The sequence below is a fragment of the Klebsiella sp. BIGb0149 genome (assembly GCF_004362605.1).
Classification (GTDB): domain Bacteria; phylum Pseudomonadota; class Gammaproteobacteria; order Enterobacterales; family Enterobacteriaceae; genus Klebsiella; species Klebsiella terrigena.
In genome coordinates this window covers 254,220-271,810 of record NZ_SNYG01000004.1, presented here as the reverse complement: position 1 = coordinate 271,810, position 17,591 = coordinate 254,220, and the positions used below count along the sequence as shown (strand labels likewise).

The 17,591-nt window shown below is 58.3% G+C and carries 15 protein-coding genes, 1 tRNA gene and 2 other RNA genes; 8 read left to right on the top strand and 10 right to left on the bottom strand.

Annotated features, from left to right (window positions below; genetic code table 11):
- Positions 1 to 207: 207 nt before the first annotated feature.
- A complete protein-coding gene (locus EDF75_RS16190) occupies positions 208 to 498 on the bottom strand; it encodes an HTH-type transcriptional regulator (RefSeq protein WP_095102762.1) in 291 nt (96 codons plus the stop codon).
- A 244-nt stretch (positions 499 to 742) separates the two neighbouring features.
- Positions 743 to 2,101: an MFS transporter gene (locus EDF75_RS16185; RefSeq protein WP_133600154.1), complete on the bottom strand. Its 1,359-nt coding sequence runs from the start codon at positions 2,099 to 2,101 to the stop codon at positions 743 to 745.
- A gap of 439 nt (positions 2,102 to 2,540) precedes the next feature.
- Between EDF75_RS16185 and EDF75_RS16180 the strand changes: the two genes are divergently transcribed.
- Positions 2,541 to 3,251 (top strand): DUF3053 domain-containing protein, encoded by a 711-nt coding sequence (locus EDF75_RS16180; RefSeq protein ID WP_041143154.1) that lies wholly within the window; start codon positions 2,541 to 2,543, stop codon positions 3,249 to 3,251.
- 98 nt (positions 3,252 to 3,349) lie between these two features.
- Here EDF75_RS16180 and ghrB read toward each other — a convergent pair whose 3' ends face one another.
- The 6 genes from ghrB to EDF75_RS16150 form a co-directional block, all read right to left on the bottom strand.
- Complete coding sequence (gene ghrB / locus EDF75_RS16175; RefSeq protein WP_133600153.1) at positions 3,350 to 4,321, bottom strand: glyoxylate/hydroxypyruvate reductase GhrB; 972 nt, start codon at positions 4,319 to 4,321, stop codon at positions 3,350 to 3,352.
- Positions 4,322 to 4,345: 24 nt separating this feature from the next.
- Positions 4,346 to 5,626 carry an MFS transporter gene (locus tag EDF75_RS16170; protein WP_133600152.1) on the bottom strand — a complete coding sequence of 427 codons (1,281 nt, stop codon included), beginning with the start codon at positions 5,624 to 5,626 and terminating at the stop codon, positions 4,346 to 4,348.
- Positions 5,627 to 5,725: 99 nt separating this feature from the next.
- A complete protein-coding gene (locus EDF75_RS16165; RefSeq protein WP_045853907.1) occupies positions 5,726 to 6,664 on the bottom strand; it encodes a sugar kinase in 939 nt (312 codons plus the stop codon).
- Between the two features lie 3 nt (positions 6,665 to 6,667).
- Positions 6,668 to 7,417: a sugar phosphate isomerase/epimerase family protein gene (locus EDF75_RS16160; RefSeq protein WP_133600151.1), complete on the bottom strand. Its 750-nt coding sequence runs from the start codon at positions 7,415 to 7,417 to the stop codon at positions 6,668 to 6,670.
- 110 nt (positions 7,418 to 7,527) lie between these two features.
- A complete protein-coding gene (locus tag EDF75_RS16155) occupies positions 7,528 to 8,544 on the bottom strand; it encodes a LacI family DNA-binding transcriptional regulator (protein WP_133600150.1) in 1,017 nt (338 codons plus the stop codon).
- A 114-nt stretch (positions 8,545 to 8,658) separates the two neighbouring features.
- Positions 8,659 to 9,321 carry an OmpA family lipoprotein gene (locus EDF75_RS16150; protein WP_133600149.1) on the bottom strand — a complete coding sequence of 221 codons (663 nt, stop codon included), beginning with the start codon at positions 9,319 to 9,321 and terminating at the stop codon, positions 8,659 to 8,661.
- Between the two features lie 167 nt (positions 9,322 to 9,488).
- On the opposite strand from EDF75_RS16150, the gene EDF75_RS16145 reads away from it, so the two are divergent.
- On the top strand, positions 9,489 to 11,819 hold the full coding sequence (locus EDF75_RS16145; protein WP_133600148.1) for a molybdopterin guanine dinucleotide-containing S/N-oxide reductase: 2,331 nt from the start codon (positions 9,489 to 9,491) through the stop codon (positions 11,817 to 11,819).
- Here the strand turns inward: EDF75_RS16145 and EDF75_RS16140 are convergent.
- Positions 11,782 to 12,228 carry an N-acetyltransferase gene (locus EDF75_RS16140; RefSeq protein ID WP_133600147.1) on the bottom strand — a complete coding sequence of 149 codons (447 nt, stop codon included), beginning with the start codon at positions 12,226 to 12,228 and terminating at the stop codon, positions 11,782 to 11,784. The two genes, EDF75_RS16145 and EDF75_RS16140, sit on opposite strands and share 38 nt — an antisense overlap.
- Entirely contained in the window at positions 12,206 to 12,787 is a 582-nt protein-coding gene (gene tag / locus EDF75_RS16135) for a DNA-3-methyladenine glycosylase I (protein WP_045853911.1), read from the bottom strand. The genes EDF75_RS16140 and tag overlap by 23 nt, the downstream gene beginning before the upstream one ends.
- A 158-nt stretch (positions 12,788 to 12,945) precedes the next feature.
- Between tag and EDF75_RS16130 the strand changes: the two genes are divergently transcribed.
- The 6 genes from EDF75_RS16130 (at position 12,946) to EDF75_RS16105 (ending at position 17,576) form a co-directional block, all read left to right on the top strand.
- Positions 12,946 to 13,587 carry an autotransporter outer membrane beta-barrel domain-containing protein gene (locus tag EDF75_RS16130; protein WP_133600146.1) on the top strand — a complete coding sequence of 214 codons (642 nt, stop codon included), beginning with the start codon at positions 12,946 to 12,948 and terminating at the stop codon, positions 13,585 to 13,587.
- Positions 13,588 to 13,941: 354 nt separating this feature from the next.
- The gene (locus EDF75_RS16125; RefSeq protein ID WP_133600145.1) at positions 13,942 to 15,144 is read left to right on the top strand and encodes an L-lactate MFS transporter; all 1,203 of its coding nucleotides are present in this window, start codon (positions 13,942 to 13,944) and stop codon (positions 15,142 to 15,144) included.
- A gap of 240 nt (positions 15,145 to 15,384) precedes the next feature.
- Positions 15,385 to 17,085 (top strand): kdo(2)-lipid A phosphoethanolamine 7''-transferase, encoded by a 1,701-nt coding sequence (gene eptB, locus EDF75_RS16120; RefSeq protein WP_133600144.1) that lies wholly within the window; start codon positions 15,385 to 15,387, stop codon positions 17,083 to 17,085.
- Between the two features lie 81 nt (positions 17,086 to 17,166).
- A tRNA-Pro gene (locus EDF75_RS16115) sits at positions 17,167 to 17,243 on the top strand.
- Between the two features lie 33 nt (positions 17,244 to 17,276).
- Positions 17,277 to 17,410: non-coding RNA, RtT sRNA (locus EDF75_RS16110), on the top strand.
- Positions 17,411 to 17,443: 33 nt separating this feature from the next.
- Positions 17,444 to 17,576, top strand: a non-coding RNA gene (locus EDF75_RS16105) — RtT sRNA.
- The last annotated feature ends 15 nt before the right edge of the window (positions 17,577 to 17,591 follow it).

Below are 17,591 nucleotides of genomic sequence, written 5' to 3'. Positions count from 1 at the left end.
AGATTTGAAGCTATAAAGGGAAAGTTCACTACCGGGGTATCTAGGATAACCGCTCAAGGACTACTCTATACTAATGCTCTGTGGTCTGTACATCAAACCTGCGAGCATTAACTCATTTTTGAGGTGCGATAGCAAACGTTTTTTTCATAGAAATTAAAACGGTCCCTAATCAGGACCGTAATCAGTGTCCAATAACATTATAGAACTTCACTCGTGAATTTGCCTTGAAAGCTTTGAGTTAGCCTGGATCAGGCGCATCAACTTGAGCTCAGTCGAAGAGGGCTTGACGCGTCTCGACTCCCACTCCTGCACCATCGCCACGCTGACGCCCATCGCATCGGCGAAATCGTCAATTTTCAGCCCGGTCCCTTTACGGAGCCGGTCGAATTCGCTGAAGGCGGTTGGCTTGCGGGTTGGGGCGGTCGCTCGGGGAATGTCTTTAAAAACAATTTGTTCCAGGCTGCTAAGCAATTCGAATATTGGATCTTTATATTCCATAGAGAGCTCCTTCCTGCTGCACAGTAAAGGGTAGGTTTGGTGGATGCTTATTAAGAATAGTCAGGAAAAAGCGTCAAGAACGGTAACGGGGGTGATTATATGCCAGCAGGCTTTCGTTTACCGCCGGATAGCCCAGCTGGAGCGGGGAGTAAGCCGATGATTAATCATCATACGCACGGCTTTGGAAAATATTTGTAAACGCCAGAGAAAAAACGAGGCCAGCGGCTTCCCGCTGGCCTTACGGTCAGGCTTTCTGCAGATTTTCAGCATCGGCCTGAGGCGGGGCAGGCTGACGCAGGCTCATTTTGTATTTAACCAGCAGGGCGAGGGCGGATAAAAACGCCGGGATCGCCAGCAGGCTGAAAATAGTCGTGAAAGAGAGCTGCGCCTGCATCAGGAATACGCCGCTGAAGGCGCCGAGAATGCCTCCAAAGCGCCCGATCCCCAGCATCCATGCGACGCCGGTGGCGCGGCCCTGAGTGGGATAAAACCCGGCCGCCAGCGCCGGCATAGAAGACTGCGCGCCGTTCATAATGCTACCGGCGATAAATACCATCACCCCCATCAGCACCAGGCTGCCGGTGGAGAAGCCCACGAGACAGACGAAAATACCGGTCAGCAGCCAGCCGACGGCGACGACCTTATTGGGGTTGATCTTATCCATCAGCGCGCCGAGGATCAGCACGCCAATACCGCCGCCCAGCGGGAACAGCGCGGTGATAATCGACGCCTGGCTCATGGTTGCGCCGGTTTCACGAATCAGCAGCGGCAGCCAGCTGGTCAGCAGATAGAAGATCAGCAGGCCCATAAAGTAGGTCAGGCACAGCATTACGGTTCCGACGATATAGCGTGGAGAGAAAATAACCGCCAGAGCCGATTTCTCTTTGACCTGGCCGGCCTCACGCAGCTCAAACTCCACCCCTTCCGGCAGCGGCGCAATGCGCCGGAGGATTGCCGCAATGTGCTGTGCGGGCTGACGCTTAACAACCATGTAGCGCGCCGATTCCGGCAGCAGGAAGATCAGCGCCACGGTGAGCAGCAGAGGCATCACGCCGCCCAGTATCAGCACGCTTTGCCAGCCGTAATGCGGGATCATCCAGGCCGAAAGAAAACCGCCCAGCGACGATCCCATCGGGAACCCAACGAACATCAGATTGACCATTAAGGCCCGGCGGCGCTCCGGCGCGTATTCGCTCATCAGCGTCGCGGCGTTCGGCATCGCGGCCCCCAGCCCCAGCCCGGTGAGAAAACGCAGCAGCGTCAGCTGGTTCAGGCTGGTAGCAAAAGCGGTAAGCAGGCTAAAGCTGCCAAACACCGCGATCGACATCAGCAGGACCTTCTTGCGGCCAATGCGGTCGGCCAGCGGCCCCGCGGTCAAGGCGCCCACCGCCAGGCCGACCAGCGCTGCGCTCATTACCGGGCCCAATGCCGATTTTTCTACGCCCCACTCCTGCACAAGGTCTGAGGCGATGAAACCGATTATCGCGGTATCGAAACCGTCCATAGCAACGGTGATAAAACATAAGGCCAGAATCATCCACTGGTACTTCGTGAACGGATGTTCATTGATAAAAGCCTGAATATCGATGGTTGTCTTATTCATACGGCATTCCTGGCAGGCAGAGCGGGGGACGAAAACGGCTGTTCACGTCTCCCTCGCTGTCGTTAATCGTATTTGTGCGATAATCGAACGTAATGCCGTTAATCGCTCATTAATCAAAACACTGAACCCGACTGCAGGCAACGCGGGTCGGCCAGGAAGCGTGCGATTATCGTTCTTTTTAGGGATTTAATCGCGATTGATGAAATTAAAATGCAATAAAATCAACTTTTTGAATATTGATTTTGACGTTTTGCTTATGGCGGTAATTGTGATGTGCTTAACAGACGATACCGGTTGTCGATAAAACGCCGGCAGAGGGCTATTTCCTGCGGAAGATTGTCAGGAAAGAGTATCCTGTGAGGCCGACCTGGACTATCCTTGTCAGCGTCTGGCACGTGTGTGTCTGTTTGCGCTTTTTTTGGCTGAAAGGAGTAAAAAAATGGCGACAGGAAAGTCCTGCTCTCGCTGGTTTGCGGCTGTTGCGGCCTTATTAATGGTGGTTAGCCTGAGTGGGTGTTTTGATAAAGAAGGCGATCAGCGCAAAGCGTTCATCGACTTCCTGCAAAATACGGCTATGCGGAGCGGCGAACGTCTGCCGACGCTGACCGCCGATCAGAAAAAACAGTTCGGACCTTTTGTGTCCGATTACGCGGTGATTTACGGCTATTCGCAGCAGGTAAGTCAGGCGATGGATGCGGGTCTGCGCCCGGTGGTAGACAGCGTGAACGCGATTCGCGTCCCGCAGGACTATATCACCCAGCGTGAACCGCTGCGTCAGGCAAACGGCGCGCTCGGCGTACTGAGCCAGCAGCTGGAAAATGCCAAAATGCAGGCCGACGGTGCGCATAGCGCGCTGAAGCAGGGTGACGATCTCAAGCCGGTCTTTGACCAGGTTTACAACAAAGTGGTTACCGGCCCGGCAAATGCCCTGCAGCCGCTGATCCCTGCGGCGCAGGTCTTTACTCAGCAGCTGGTGCAGGTGGGTGATTTTGTTGCCCAGCAAAATACCCAGGTGAGCTTCGTGGCAAACGGGATCCAGTTCCCGACCTCGCAGCAGGCCAGCCAGTACAACGCATTGATTGGCCCGCTGGCGGCTCAGCACCAGGCGTTCAATCAGGCGTGGACGGCAGCCGTTAACGCAACGCGCTAGCCGCTGACCGAGCCCGGGGAAGGCGCTGATAGCGCCATCATCCGGGTTTCTTCCCGGCTGACGCGACGCTCAGCCGGGCGAGAATGTCCCTTTCCTGCCTATTTTACCTGCGGGTTCACGCAGTTCTTATCGACGTTGCCCTGCAGCGCATCAATCAGATTATCCACCGCACAGGCCGCCATGTTGTAGCGCGTTTCATGGGTGGCGGACCCAATATGCGGCAGCGCGACGACGTTCGGCATGCTGAGCAGCGGGGAGTCCTGCGCCAGCGGCTCCTGCTCAAACACGTCGAGACCGGCGGCATGGATTTCGCCATTCTGCAACGCGGCAACCAGCGCTTTCTCATCGACGACCGGACCGCGTCCGGCGTTAATAAAGATGGCGGATGGCTTCATTTTGGCGAACTTCTCCGCATTGAACAGATGATGAGTCTCAGCGGTCAGCGGCAGGATCAGGCAGACAAAATCGGCTTCTTCAAGCAGCGTATCCAGATCGCAGTAGCGGGCGTTGAAGCGCTCTTCCGCCTGCGGATGCTGGCTGCGTGCGTTATAGAGGATCGGCATGCCGAAGCCGGCATGCGCGCGCTGGGCCAGCGCCATGCCGATGCGCCCCATCCCAACGATACCCAGCGTTTTGTGGTGCACATCGCTGCCGAACCAGTCCGGCCCGATGCTTTTGGTCCATTCACCCGCCTTCACGCGATTGGCCACTTCCACCACCCGGCGCGAGGTGCTGAGTACCAGCGCCATCACCGTATCGGCAACGGTTTCGGTCAGCACGGTGGGCGTATGCATCAGCAGGACCCTGCGCGCGTTTAGCGCCGCAACGTCGAAGTTGTCGTAGCCCACGGAGACCGTTGAGGCCGCACGAAGATTGGGCATTTTCTCCAGTAACGCGGCATCAACTTTTTCGCTGGAGCCCAGCAGGCCTTCGGCCTGGGCAAACGCCTCGGCGTGCTGCGCGATGGTTTCGGCGCTCAGGTTTTTCACCCGGGTGACGGCAAAGTGTTTTTCCAGACGTTGCTGCAGGTCGTCGGGAAGCGTTTTATAGAGAATAACGGACGGCTTCATGCGGATCTCCGTAGTATTAGGATGTCAGGCGTGACGAGCGCCAAGCGGAAGTTTTTGATTATTAGCAGGCTTAACAATTAAAGTAAGCCATACCGCGACGAAAAGCGCCACTCCCATGAAAATGTACGAGGCGGACGGGCTGCCGGTCGAACCGTTCAGGTAGCCGACAAACCACGAGCCAAAGAAGGAGCCCAGCGCGCCCATGCTGTTAATCAGCGCCATCGCGCCGCCCGCTACGTTACGCGGCAGCATCTCCGGGATGATGGCGAAGAAGGGGCCATAGGGGGCGTACATCGCCGCGCCGGCAATCACCAGCAGGATATATGACGCCCAGAAGTGGTTTGCGCCGACCGCCCAGGAGCCGATAAAGGCCAGCCCGCCAATCAGCAGCAGCGGCCAGACGAACAGCTTACGGTTCTGCATTTTGTCCGAGGCCCAGGAGACGACGATCATCGCAATCGTTGCCGCCAGGTAAGGTACCGAGGAGAGCCAGCCAACCTCAACCATGCCCATGTTTTCACCGCCGCTGCGGATAATTGACGGCAGCCACAGCACGAAGCCGTACACCCCGATACTCCAGGCAAAATACTGCATGCACAGCAGCACGACGTTACGTGAGCGGAAGGCCTCGCCGTAGTTACGCACGGCTTTGATGCCCTGCTGCTCGCGTTCCAGCTGCTCCTGCAGCGCGGCTTTTTCGCTCTCGGAGAGCCAGTTCACCTGCGACGGCTTATCTTTTACCAGCACCCACCAGCAGAAGGCCCAGAGCACCGCCGGCACGCCTTCAATAATGAACATCTCGCGCCAGCCAAAGGACTGAATCAGGTAGCCGGACACCACCGACATCCACAGCACCGTGACCGGATTACCGAGGATTAAAAAGGTATTGGCGCGCGAGCGTTCGGATTTAGTAAACCAGTTGCTGATGTAAATCAGCATCGCGGGCATCACCGCGGCTTCGACGACGCCGAGAATAAAGCGGATAGCGGCCAGCGCCGGAATATTGTGCACCATGCCGGTCAGCGAAGCGCAGGCGCCCCACAGGATCAGACAGATAAAGATAAGTTTTCGCACGCTGCGGCGTTCAGCATAGATTGCCCCAGGGATCTGGAAGAAGAAGTAGCCGAGGAAGAAGAGGGCGCCCAGCAGCGATGAGACCCCTTTAGTGATCCCCAAATCTTCGGTAATGCCCGCCGCGGAGGCGAAGCTGAAGTTGGCACGGTCGAGATACGCCAGGCTATACGTGATAAACACGATAGGCATGATGTACCACCAGCGTTTTGTTGCATTGGTTAAGCTGTTCATAGGCTTGCCTCTGTATGTGAGGTAACACTCACCGATAGAAGGTGTCTTATGCCGCGCTGTATGTAGGGTACAGAGTGGCGACCATCGTTGCATTAAACGTTATTCGCCCAGCGCGTCGCGCGTCGGTAATCCTTCGCTGTCGCCCTGAACCTGAATCGCCAGCGAGCCGATTTTATTCCCGCGTCGTACCGCCCGATCCAGGGTTTTGCCTTCCAGCAGGGCGCTAATGACCCCGACGGCAAAGCCATCGCCCGCGCCGACGGTATCGACGACGTTATCGACCTTAACTGCCGCGACGGCACCCTGCTCGCCCGCGGCGGTTTTATACCAGGCGCCGTCGGAGCCGGTTTTGATGATCACGGCGCGTACGCCGCGGTTGAGATAGAAGTCCGCGATAGCCTCCGGCGTTTGCTGACCCGTCAGGATTGTCCCCTCCTTCAGGCCGGGTAAAACCCAGTCGGCCTGGAACGCGAGATGGTTGAGCTTCTCCACCATTTCGCCTTCGCTTTTCCACAGCACCGGGCGCAGGTTGGGGTCGAAAGAGATCGTTTTTCCCTGAGCCTTCATCGCGCCAGCGGCACGATCCAGCAGCGCATATGAACTCTCCGACAGCGCGGCGGCGACGCCGCTCAGATGCAGATGGCGGGCGCTGGCGAAGTAATCGGGGTGGAAATCATCCGGCGACAGGTGGCTGGCCGCCGAGCCTTTGCGGAAATATTCCACAATGGGATCGGTTCCATTTTCGACTTTAGATTTCATCTGGAAGCCGGTTGCGTAGCGCGGGTCCTGGGTTACACCGCGGGCGTCAATCCCCTCTTTTGCCAGCGAATTAAGAACAAAGCGACCGAAGCTATCCTCGCCGACGCGGCTGACCCAGCCGACCTTCAGCCCCAGGCGAGCCAGTCCGGTGGCGACGTTCAGCTCCGCGCCGGCGACGCGCTTGATAAAGCGTTCAACCTCCGCGAGATCCCCGGTTTGGGTCGCCACAAACATAGCCATCGCTTCGCCGATGGTAATGACATCCAGGTTGTTTTCCATGGCTTAATCCTCGCGTAAAAGATTGACATAGCGGCGGGTAACGGCCGTCAGGTCATGGCCGAGCAGCGGAAATTCGATACCGCGTGGGGCATCGGCCGGCAGGTTATCCAGCAGCGCCATCCAGCGTGGAGCGGCCTCATCGGGAGGAACGGCGCGGTACTGCTCGCGATGCGGCTGGGCCGCCTTAACGTGAATATAGCTGACGGCGGGCGCAAGATGGCGGGCGGCCTCTTCCGGCGAATCGCCGACCCACAGCCAGTTGCCCATATCAAACGTCAGCGTCACCGGCAGGTTATTGACCCGGCAGGTGGCTTTAAACCGCTGCATCGGCGCCAGCTGCCCGCAATCGGTCTGGTCATTTTCCACCACCAGCGCCATGCCGCTCTCCTGCAGCGTGCGGCGCAGGGTCTCCAGCTGGTTGTTATGGATGAAGTGGCCGAGGGAGAGTTTTAACCATAAGGCGTTGAGGGTTTGCGCTTCCTGCAGCAGCGCCGCGAGGTTCGGGTTAAGCGAGCCGTCGGCGGCGAACAGGGCTTCCGGCGCGGAGTAGCAGACCAGCAGGCCGTGGCTTTCAATCTCCGCGGCGAGGGCCGGCAGCCGGCTCAGCTCGCCGGGGCTGAATAGCTCGCGGCGGATCTCCACGCCGTCGGCGCCGGAACCGGCAATGAACGGCAGTACGGCGGACTGCCCGCCAAGCTCTCTAACGCGATCGTTGCCATAAGCGGCGGTCACGACAATGATTTTTCTGGCCATCTGACAAACTCCCGGTGGTTCTGTAGCGAATCTCTCTATTACGCTAGATGGTACCGGTTCCAAAGGAAAGGGGAGGATGTCTAATTTATGATCACCATCACGAAGGCGAGCTAACGGGAGGTCGATCCGCGGACGATCAGCTCCCCGGAAAATACCCGCTCACAGATCGGCTCATGGCTGCCTTCGATGCGGCGTACCACCTGCTCAACGGCGGCGTAGCCTATTTGCCACGTCGGCTGTTTGAGGGTGGTGATGCCGACGCCCGCGAGCTCCGCCCACTCCAGCTCGTCAAACCCGAGCAGGCCGATATCGCTTCCCCAAATCAGGTCAACTCGCTTCAGCGCGCGCGCGACCTGCAGCGTCAGGGCGCCGTTGGCGGAGATAACCGCTTTGCGCATCCCGCGATGGCCGGAGTGAAACTGGCGCAGCACGCTGTCCAGCATCACGCCGTCGTTGAGCGGGACTTCGGCATTTTCCGCGACGACCCCGGCATGGCGCTGAAGGGTGGTGCGAAAGGCGCTCAGCCGCTCGCGTCGCGTGTTGACGGAGCCCAGCGGTTCGCTCAGAAACAGCAGCGCCTCGAAGCCTTTTTCCACCAGGTGTTCGGTGGCGGTGGTGGCGGCCTGGGCGTTATCCAGCCCGACCACGTCGCAGGCAAAATCGGGAATTTTTCGGTCGATTAGCACCATCGGCAGCGCCGACTGCTGCAGGCGATTGAGCCCCTCTTCCCGCATGCCGACGGCGTTGACCACGATCCCCTCAACCTGATAGCTGCGCAGCAGGTCGAGATAGTGCAGCTCCTGATCCAGCTCGTTGTTGGTATTACAGACCAGCAGGGTGAAGCCTTTCTCGCGGCAGGCGGCCTCGATGCCGCTCAGCACGTTAACCGAGTAGGGGTTGGTAATATCGGCGATGATCAGGCCAATCAGGCGAGTGCGGCCGTGCTTAAGGCCGCGGGCCATCAGGCTGGGGCGATAGTTAAGTTCGGCAATCGCCTTTTCAATGCGCGCCAGCAGGTCATCGGAAAGCAGATGCTTTTCGCCGTTGAGATAGCGTGAAATGCTGGTTTTACCGGTCTTTGCGGCTTTTGCCACATCGCTAATGGTTGCTCGCGCCGCTTTCGCCATGATGGCTTCCTTTGCTGAAATCTGGAGAACACCTTAGCGCGAAAATTCGCTATATCAAGCATTTTGCCCGGTAAGCGCGTCTTACCGGGCGCAGGAGGGAGCGATGAAGCGGGATTACTGCAGCGGGCTGAGGGTAATTTCCACGCGACGATTCTGCGCTTTGCCTTCCGCGGTGCCGTTGCTGGCAATCGGATTGGCCGGGCCCATGCCGCTGGTGCGGATACGGTTTGCCGCCACGCCCTGGGTGATAAGGGCGCTGGCAACGCCATCCGCGCGCTGCTGCGAGAGGCGCATGTTCAGATCCTGGCCGCCGGTGCTGTCGGTATAGCCGATCACGTTAACCGCCGTCTTTTCGTACTCTTTCAGCACCATCGCGACGCCGGTGAGCGTATTGGCTCCCGCCGGTTTGAGGTTGGCGCTGCTGCTATCAAAGGTGACGTTATTGGGCATATTTAGCACGATATTATCGCCATTTCGCGTCACGCTAACCCCGGTTCCCTGCATTTTCTCGCGCAGTTTGGCTTCCTGTACGTCCATGTAGTAGCCGACGCCGCCGCCAAGCGCCGCGCCCGCCGCCGCGCCTATCAGCGCCCCTTTGCCGCGGTCGTGTTTGGAAGAGGAGAGCGCGCCAATACCCGCGCCGACCAGGGAGCCGATGCCTGCGCCGACGCCGGATTTTCCTGCTTCACGTTCGCCGGTATAGGGGTTGGTTGTACAGCCAGAAATGGCCAGCGTGCCGCTAACCATGGCCGCAATCATCAGTACGCGTTTTTTCATATTATTTCCTTAATCCATTTTATTCTTTGTCACAGCGCCCGTGACGGTTGATTATGACGCCCGGATGCGGAGAAAATTCCCCGGATAACGTCTCTATTTGTAAGTAACCTTGAACGGCCGAATAACAGGCCGCCACAACACCTGCATTCGCTGACCAGGAGCTCGCTTTGCCAACCTCATCTGCAACTGAAACCATCCTCACCGCGGCCCATTGGGGACCGATGCTGGTTGAAACCGATGGTGAAAATGTCCTCTCCTCCCGCGGCGCGCTGGAAACCCCCTTCGCCAACTCTCTGCAAACCGCCGTGCGGGACCAGGTTCATAGCAAAACCCGCGTGCGCTACCCGATGGTGCGAAAAGGCTTTCTGGCCTCGCCGGATAGCCCGCAGGGCGTACGCGGACAGGATGAGTTTGTCCGGGTGAGCTGGGAGCAGGCGCTGGATCTTATTCATGCCCAGCATCAGCGGATCCGCGAGAGCTACGGCCCGACGTCGATCTTTGCCGGCTCCTACGGCTGGCGCTCAAACGGCGTACTGCATAAAGCGGCGACGCTGCTGCAGCGCTATATGAGCCTGGCCGGCGGCTATACCGGCCACCTCGGGGATTACTCCACCGGCGCGGCGCAGGCGATCATGCCGTACGTGGTGGGCGGAAATGAGGTGTATCAGCAGCAAACCAGCTGGCCAATGGTGCTGGAACATAGCGACGTGGTGGTGCTGTGGAGTGCTAATCCGCTGAATACGCTGAAGATTGCCTGGAATGCCTCCGATGAGCAGGGAGTGACGTGGTTCGATCGGCTGCGCAAGAGCGGCAAACGGGTGATCTGCATCGATCCTATGCGATCGGAAACCGTTGATTTCTTTGGCGAGGATATCGACTGGGTGGCCCCGCATATGGGAACGGACGTGGCGATGATGCTGGGCATCGCCTGTACCCTGGTTGAAAACGGCTGGCAGGACGATGCGTTTCTGGCGCGCTATACCAGCGGCTATGAGATTTTCGCCCGCTACCTGACCGGCGAGAGCGACGGCGTGGCGAAGACCGCCGAGTGGGCTGCGGAGATTTGCGGCGTAAGTGCAGATAAAATCCGCGAACTGGCGCAACTGTTCCACGAAAACACGACCATGCTGATGTCCGGCTGGGGCATGCAGCGTCAGCAGTTCGGCGAGCAGAAGCACTGGATGCTGGTCACCCTGGCCGCGATGCTGGGACAAATTGGCACCCAGGGCGGCGGCTTTGGCCTCTCCTACCATTTTGCTAACGGCGGCAATCCGACCCGCCGGGCGGCGGTGCTGGCCTCCATGCAGGGCTGCGTGGCGGACGGAATTGAGGCGGTGGAAAAAATTCCGGTGGCGCGCATTGTCGAAGCGCTGGAAAACCCCGGCGCGCCCTATCAGCACAACGGCATGGACCGATGCTTCCCGGATATTCGCTTTATCTGGTGGGCGGGCGGCGCCAATTTTACCCATCATCAGGATACCAATCGCCTGATCCGCGCCTGGCAGAAGCCGGAGCTCATCGTTATTTCGGAGTGCTTCTGGACCGCCGCGGCCCGCCACGCGGATATCGTCCTGCCGGCGACGACCTCGTTTGAGCGCAACGATATGACCATGACCGGCGATTACAGCAACCAGCATCTGGTGCCGATGAAGCGCGTGGTTGCGCCGCGCGACGAGGCCCGGGATGACTTTGAGGTGTTTGCCGATCTCAGCGAGCGCTGGGAAGAGGGCGGCCGCGCGCGCTTTACCGAGGGGAAAAGCGATATCCAGTGGCTGGAAAGCTTCTACCGCACCGCGGCCCAGCGCGGCGCGAGCCAGCAGATTACGCTGCCGCCGTTCGAGCAGTTCTGGCAGGATAATCAGCTGATTGAGATGCCGGAAAACCCCGACAACGCCCGCTTCGCTCGCTTTGGCGCCTTCCGCGCCGATCCGCAGGCTAATCCGCTGAAAACGGCGAGCGGAAAAATTGAGATCCACTCGCCGACGATTGCCGGTTTTGCCTATCCCGACTGCCCGCCGCACCCGATGTGGCTGGCGCCGGACGAATGGCACGGCAACGCGCAGTCGGGCCAGCTGCAGGTGCTCTCCGCCCATCCGGCCCATCGCCTGCACAGCCAGCTAAATCACACGGCCCTGCGCGAGCAGTACGCGGTTGCCGGCCGCGAGCCGCTAACTATTCACCCGCTGGATGCCGAGGCGCGGCAGATTGCCGACGGCGATCTGGTGCGGGTATGGAATTCGCGCGGCCAGGTTCTCGCCGGCGCGGTGGTGACGGAGGGGATCCGCCCCGGGGTTATCTGCCTGCACGAGGGCGCCTGGCCTGATATCGACCCGCAGGCGGGGATCTGTAAAAATGGCGCGGTGAACGTATTGACCAAAGATATTCCGACTTCGCGCCTCGGTAACGGCTGCGCCGGAAACACGGCGCTGGCGTGGCTGGAGAAATACGCCGGCCCGGCGCTTACGTTAACGGCGTTTGATCCACCGGCCAACGCATAATCCACGTCGGCTGCAGAGTATCGTCCTGCCATGCGCAGTCTTCTATCCGGAAGCCCTGCGCATGGTAGAAATTCACCGCCTGGACGTTTTTTTGGTACACCTCGAGGCTCAGCCAGGCATAGTGCCGCTTGACCTCGTCCACCAGCGCGCGGCCGATCCCCCGGCGCAGCGCCGTCGGGGCGACGAAAAGCGCGCCGACAAAGCGTGACTCCAGCACGCTGATAAAGCCTTTTATCTCACCGTCTTCTTCCCACACCCAGGTACTGGCGGCGGGAAGGTAAACGTCGCGCACGACCGCGACGCTTTCATGCCAGTAGGCCTCTTTGATAAACGGATGCGCGTGAATCGTGCTTTCCAGCCATAGCGCGAGCAGCGGGCCAATCTCTTTAGTTTCCCACTTGCGGATCATCCGCACCTCCGGGGTAACAGAAGCAGCCCGTGACGTGATCGTTCACCAGACCGCAGGCCTGCATAAAGGAGTAGCAGATAGTCGAACCGACAAACTTGAAGCCGAGTTTTTTCAGCGCCTTCGACAGCGCGTCGGAGGCGGGGGTTGTCGTGGGGATTTCCGCCAGCGTAGCGGCGTGCGATATCTGCGGGTGGTTATCGACAAAGGACCAGACAAAATCGCTGAAGGAGTCGCCCTTTTCTTCCAGCGCCAGAAAGGCCCGCGCGTTGCCGATAATGGCCTGAATTTTTCCGCGATGGCGAATAATACCGGCGTCCAGCAACAGACGCTCGACGTCGGCCTCATCCATCGCGGCGACGCGAACCGGGTCGAACTGGTGAAACGCCCGGCGATAGTTCTCACGTTTTTTTAGCACCGTAATCCATGAAAGCCCGGCCTGCTGGCCCTCGAGGCAGATCATTTCGAACAGCTTCCCGGCGTCTCTTTGCTCTACGCCCCATTCGCTATCGTGATACTGAATATAGAGAGGGTCCTGGCTAACCCATCCGCAACGCTGCATGTCTTTCTCCCTTAGCAATAAAACTTACGCGTTCACCTTGACGGCTGAAAGATAAAGATAATAGTTAATACAGGGATACCACTCCCAAATACAGGGGTATCAGATCCCATAAAAAACACAGCAATACTTCCGGTTTGGCTCTTTATGGAGTCGCTTTAATGATAATAAAGAAATGCAATGGCTTGTGGGGATACTTCCTCCCGGCGTGCGTATCCGTGTGGGTATCGTGCGTCAGTGGGGTGAACGCCTGGCAACAGGAATATATCGCTATCGATACAAAAAGTAATACACCCGAACGCTATACGTGGGATAGCGATCACCAACCGCGCTATGAGGACATTCTGGCTGAGCGCATCAATTCAACCGGCGAGGCCGCCGGATTCGCCCTTAACCAGGCGGTGGCACCGCCGGATACCGGGCACGGCATGAGCGTGGGCTGGAACTTTACCTTAGCCAACGGCGTGACTTCAGGGCCGGTGGCAAGCCTGCGCAGCGATCTACAGCCGCCTCCCGTTCGCCGCACGGCGGAAAGCAGCTACGTGAACACGCTCGGCTGGCGCGTGGATTATCAGCAGCTGTGGGGCATTCACCCCTGGGCGCAGGTGAGCTACAACCAGGCGCTTTCTTCAGAGCTGCCCTGGCCAACCCGCACCCAGGACGGCGGCTGGCGGGATGTCACCTTCGGGGCGGATATGTCGCTCAATTCGCACCTTGCGGCATGGGCGGCGCTCTCGCAGGCGGACAACCTGCCAACCGGGGCAAACTATCAGTACCTGATGGGGGTCAGCGCCAATTTTTAAGCCCTCTTTCCGGACGGCTTCCGGCGACCTGCGCGCCCGCCGCTGGCATAAATTCGCCGGGCGTGCCGCTCGGCTACGCTGTGGCTATTTTGCTTCTGTAATGTGAATTATGTCGTCCATATGTAGCATGTTTGGCACCACTTTTTAACGTTGCGATCACAGAACTGGCGCGGCATGGTGAGATAGCAGGCACTAACTTATTCCCTGCCGTCGAGCGCGCGCCCGTTTCGCCATGTCATTCATTCCGGCATTTATGCATTTCATTCCCTGCTGACGGCATTTCATGCCTTTTCTCCCCTGGGCTTCTGGGGACTTCGCTATTGTGGCGGCAGTTAATCTTTCAGGACATCTGCCATGAACGCTACCACTACTCAATATACCCGCTGGCTCACGCTGTTCGGCACGATCGTGACGCAGTTCGCGCTGGGATCGGTTTATACCTGGAGTTTGTTCAATAGTTCTCTTTCCGCCAAGCTGGGCGAGCCGGTAAGCCAGGTGGCGTTCTCCTTTGGCCTGCTGAGCCTTGGCCTGGCGCTATCTTCCTCCGTCGCCGGTAAGCTGCAGGAACGCTTTGGCGTAAAACGCGTGACGATGGCGTCCGGCGTGCTGCTCGGGCTCGGCTTTTTCCTCACCGCCCACGCTAACAGCCTGATGATGCTGTGGCTGAGCGCCGGTCTGCTGGTGGGCCTGGCCGACGGCGCCGGCTACCTGCTGACGCTCTCCAACTGCGTGAAGTGGTTCCCCGAGCGTAAAGGGCTGATTTCCGCCTTCTCCATCGGCGCCTACGGCCTCGGCAGCCTCGGGTTTAAATTTATTGATAGCCATCTGCTGGCCACCGTCGGGCTGGAGAAGACCTTTATCATCTGGGGCGCGATTGTGCTGGTGATGATTGTTTTTGGCGCCACGCTGATGAAAGATGCGCCGAACCACGCCGCCAGCACCCGCAATGGGGTGGTGGAGAATGACTTCACGCTGGCGCAGTCGATGCGTAAACCGCAGTACTGGATGCTCGCGGTGATGTTCCTGACCGCCTGCATGAGCGGCCTGTACGTTATCGGCGTGGCGAAGGATATTGCGCAGGGGATGGTGCACCTGGACGTGGCGACGGCGGCGAATGCGGTGACCATTATCTCTATCGCTAACCTGAGCGGACGCCTGGTGCTGGGGATCCTGTCGGATAAAATTTCCCGCATCCGCGTTATCACTATCGGTCAGGTCGTTTCGCTGGTCGGTATGGCGGCGCTGCTGTTCGCCCCGCTGAATGCCGTGACCTTCTTTGCCGCGATTGCCTGCGTGGCCTTTAACTTCGGCGGTACGATCACCGTGTTCCCGTCCCTGATCAGCGAATTCTTCGGTCTGAACAACCTGGCGAAAAACTACGGGGTGATTTATCTGGGCTTCGGTATTGGCAGCATCTGCGGGTCGCTGATTGCGTCCCTGTTCGGCGGATTCTACGTCACCTTCTGCGTGATCTTCGCGCTGCTGATTCTTTCCCTGGCACTTTCCACGACGATCCGCCAGCCAAAAAACGAAGTTTATCGCGCTGCACACGCCTGACGGCGCGTCACTCGGCGACGGGGCATCAATTCACTAAGCTTATAATGCCAATCCGACCAGATATTTTGTAAATATTTGGTCGGATCACATTCCCTCCTGATACTTTTCCCTTCCTCTGTGGTCTACTTACCGCGCTTTGTAGAGGTTTCTCATAACCAACCTTAACGCACTCTATTAACCTGCTTGCTTATATCGCGTAAGTGAGGGGGTTTTATCTCATCTTTTTCCAGGTTTTCTTGCATGAAATATATTAGAACGATGACGCAGCAGACGCTCAGTATATGGCTGGCGCTGTACATCGGCTGGTTTATGAACGTTGCCGTTTTTATCCGTCGCTTCGACGGTTATGCTCAGGAATTTACCTTCTGGAAAGGACTTTCCGGGCTTGTGGAACTGGTTGCGACCGTGCTGGTGACCTTCTTCCTGCTGCGTATTCTGTCGCTGACGGGACGGCGGTTATGGCGAATATTAGCCACGCTGGTGGTGCTGTTCTCCGCCGCCGCCAGCTACTATATGACCTTCCTCAACGTGGTTATTGGCTACGGTATTATTGCCTCGGTGATGACCACGGATATCGATCTTTCCCAGGAAGTGATCGGCTGGCATTTGATTCTTTGGCTGGTGCTGGTTAGCGCGCCGCCGCTGCTGTTTATCTGGAATAATCGCTGCCGGGACACTCTGCTGCGGCAGATCCGCACGCCGGGCCAGCGGGTGAAGAATATTGCCATTGTGCTGCTGGCCGGGCTGATGGTCTGGGGGCCGATTCGCCTGCTTGAGGTCCGCCAGAAGAACGTTGAGCGAAATTCAGAAGTGGATATGCCGAGCTACGGCGGGGTGATTGCTAACTCCTATCTGCCCTCGAACTGGCTCTCCTCGCTGGGGCTGTACGCCTGGGCGCAGGTCGATGAATCCTCCGATAACGGCTCCCTGATTAACCCGGCGAAGAAATTCACCTACGTTGCGCCGCAGGGGCTGGATGATACTTACGTGGTGTTTATCATCGGCGAGACGACCCGTTGGGATCACATGGGGATTCTGGGCTATAGCCGCAACACCACGCCAAAGCTGGCCCAGGAGAAAAATCTCGTGGCCTTCCGCGGCTACTCCTGTGATACCGCGACTAAGCTCTCGTTGCGCTGCATGTTCGTTCGCGAAGGCGGGGCGGAAGATAACCCCCAGCGCACGCTGAAAGAGCAAAACGTGTTTTCCGTTCTGCACCAGCTGGGCTTCACCGGCGATCTCTACGCCATGCAGAGCGAGATGTGGTTCTACAGCAATACGATGGCGAACACCATTGCCTATCGCGAGCAGATTGGCGCCGAGCCGCGTAACCGCGGTAAGAGCGTTGATGACATGCTGCTTATCGATGAGGTGAAGCGCTCGATGGTGAAGAACACCCGCGGCAAGCACCTGATTATTCTGCATACCAAGGGTTCGCACTTTAACTATACCCAGCGCTACCCGCGCAGCTTCGCCCAGTGGAAGCCGGAGTGCGTTGGCGTGGACAGCAAATGTTCGAAAGCAGAGCTGATTAACTCCTACGATAACAGCGTGAGCTATGTCGACCACTTTATTGTTAGCGTGCTGGATCAGCTGCGCGATAAGAAAGCGATTGTCTTCTATGCCGCCGATCACGGTGAGTCGATCAACGAGCACGAGCACCTGCACGGGACGCCGCGCAAGATGGCGCCGCCGGAGCAGTTCCGCGTGCCGATGATGGTGTGGATGTCGGATAAGTATCTGGAAGCGCCCGACCATGCGGCTTCTTTTGCCCGGCTCAAGCAGCAGGCGGCGATGAAGGTCCCGCGTCGTCACGTTGAGCTGTACGATACCATTATGGGCTGTCTCGGCTACACCTCGCCGGACGGCGGGATTAATGAGAATAACAACTGGTGTCGCGTGCCCGGTGCGAGCAAAGCCGTGCAGGAGCCGCAAGAGTGATGAGTTTCTCGCCGCTTGAGTGATTTTTTCATAATAAGGCATTGACGGGTGTGGGTCTCAGCAGTAAGATGCGCCCGCATTCGGTGATTGGCGCAGCCTGGTAGCGCACTTCGTTCGGGACGAAGGGGTCGGAGGTTCGAATCCTCTATCACCGACCAAATTGAAAAGCCCGCTCTTAGAGCGGGCTTTTTTACGTCCGTGGCCCGACGAGGATGAGAACCTCCGGGGGCAGAGGTTCGACTCGAGCGCAGCGAGAGAACGTTGCTTTAGCAACGGCCCGCAGGGCGAGCCACGTAGTGGCGAAGTCATCCTCTATCACCGACCAAATTGAAAAGCCCGCTCTTAGAGCGGGCTTTTTTACGTCTGTGGCCGATGAGGATGAGAACCTCCGGGGGCAGAGGTTCGACCCGAGCGCAGCGAGAGAACGTTGCTTTAGCAACGGCCCGCAGGGCGAGCCACGTAGTGGCGAAGTCATCCTCTATCACCGACCAAATTGAAAAGCCCCT

Coding starts and splice junctions, on each gene's coding strand:
- EDF75_RS16190 (WP_095102762.1), bottom strand. CDS start 498: ATGGAATATAAAGATCCAATATTCGAATTGCTTAGCAGCCTGGAACAA.
- EDF75_RS16185 (WP_133600154.1), bottom strand. CDS start 2,101: ATGAATAAGACAACCATCGATATTCAGGCTTTTATCAATGAACATCCG.
- EDF75_RS16180 (WP_041143154.1), top strand. CDS start 2,541: ATGGCGACAGGAAAGTCCTGCTCTCGCTGGTTTGCGGCTGTTGCGGCC.
- ghrB (WP_133600153.1), bottom strand. CDS start 4,321: ATGAAGCCGTCCGTTATTCTCTATAAAACGCTTCCCGACGACCTGCAG.
- EDF75_RS16170 (WP_133600152.1), bottom strand. CDS start 5,626: ATGAACAGCTTAACCAATGCAACAAAACGCTGGTGGTACATCATGCCT.
- EDF75_RS16165 (WP_045853907.1), bottom strand. CDS start 6,664: ATGGAAAACAACCTGGATGTCATTACCATCGGCGAAGCGATGGCTATG.
- EDF75_RS16160 (WP_133600151.1), bottom strand. CDS start 7,417: ATGGCCAGAAAAATCATTGTCGTGACCGCCGCTTATGGCAACGATCGC.
- EDF75_RS16155 (WP_133600150.1), bottom strand. CDS start 8,544: ATGGCGAAAGCGGCGCGAGCAACCATTAGCGATGTGGCAAAAGCCGCA.
- EDF75_RS16150 (WP_133600149.1), bottom strand. CDS start 9,321: ATGAAAAAACGCGTACTGATGATTGCGGCCATGGTTAGCGGCACGCTG.
- EDF75_RS16140 (WP_133600147.1), bottom strand. CDS start 12,228: ATGATCCGCAAGTGGGAAACTAAAGAGATTGGCCCGCTGCTCGCGCTA.
- tag (WP_045853911.1), bottom strand. CDS start 12,787: ATGCAGCGTTGCGGATGGGTTAGCCAGGACCCTCTCTATATTCAGTAT.
- EDF75_RS16130 (WP_133600146.1), top strand. CDS start 12,946: ATGATAATAAAGAAATGCAATGGCTTGTGGGGATACTTCCTCCCGGCG.
- EDF75_RS16125 (WP_133600145.1), top strand. CDS start 13,942: ATGAACGCTACCACTACTCAATATACCCGCTGGCTCACGCTGTTCGGC.
- eptB (WP_133600144.1), top strand. CDS start 15,385: ATGAAATATATTAGAACGATGACGCAGCAGACGCTCAGTATATGGCTG.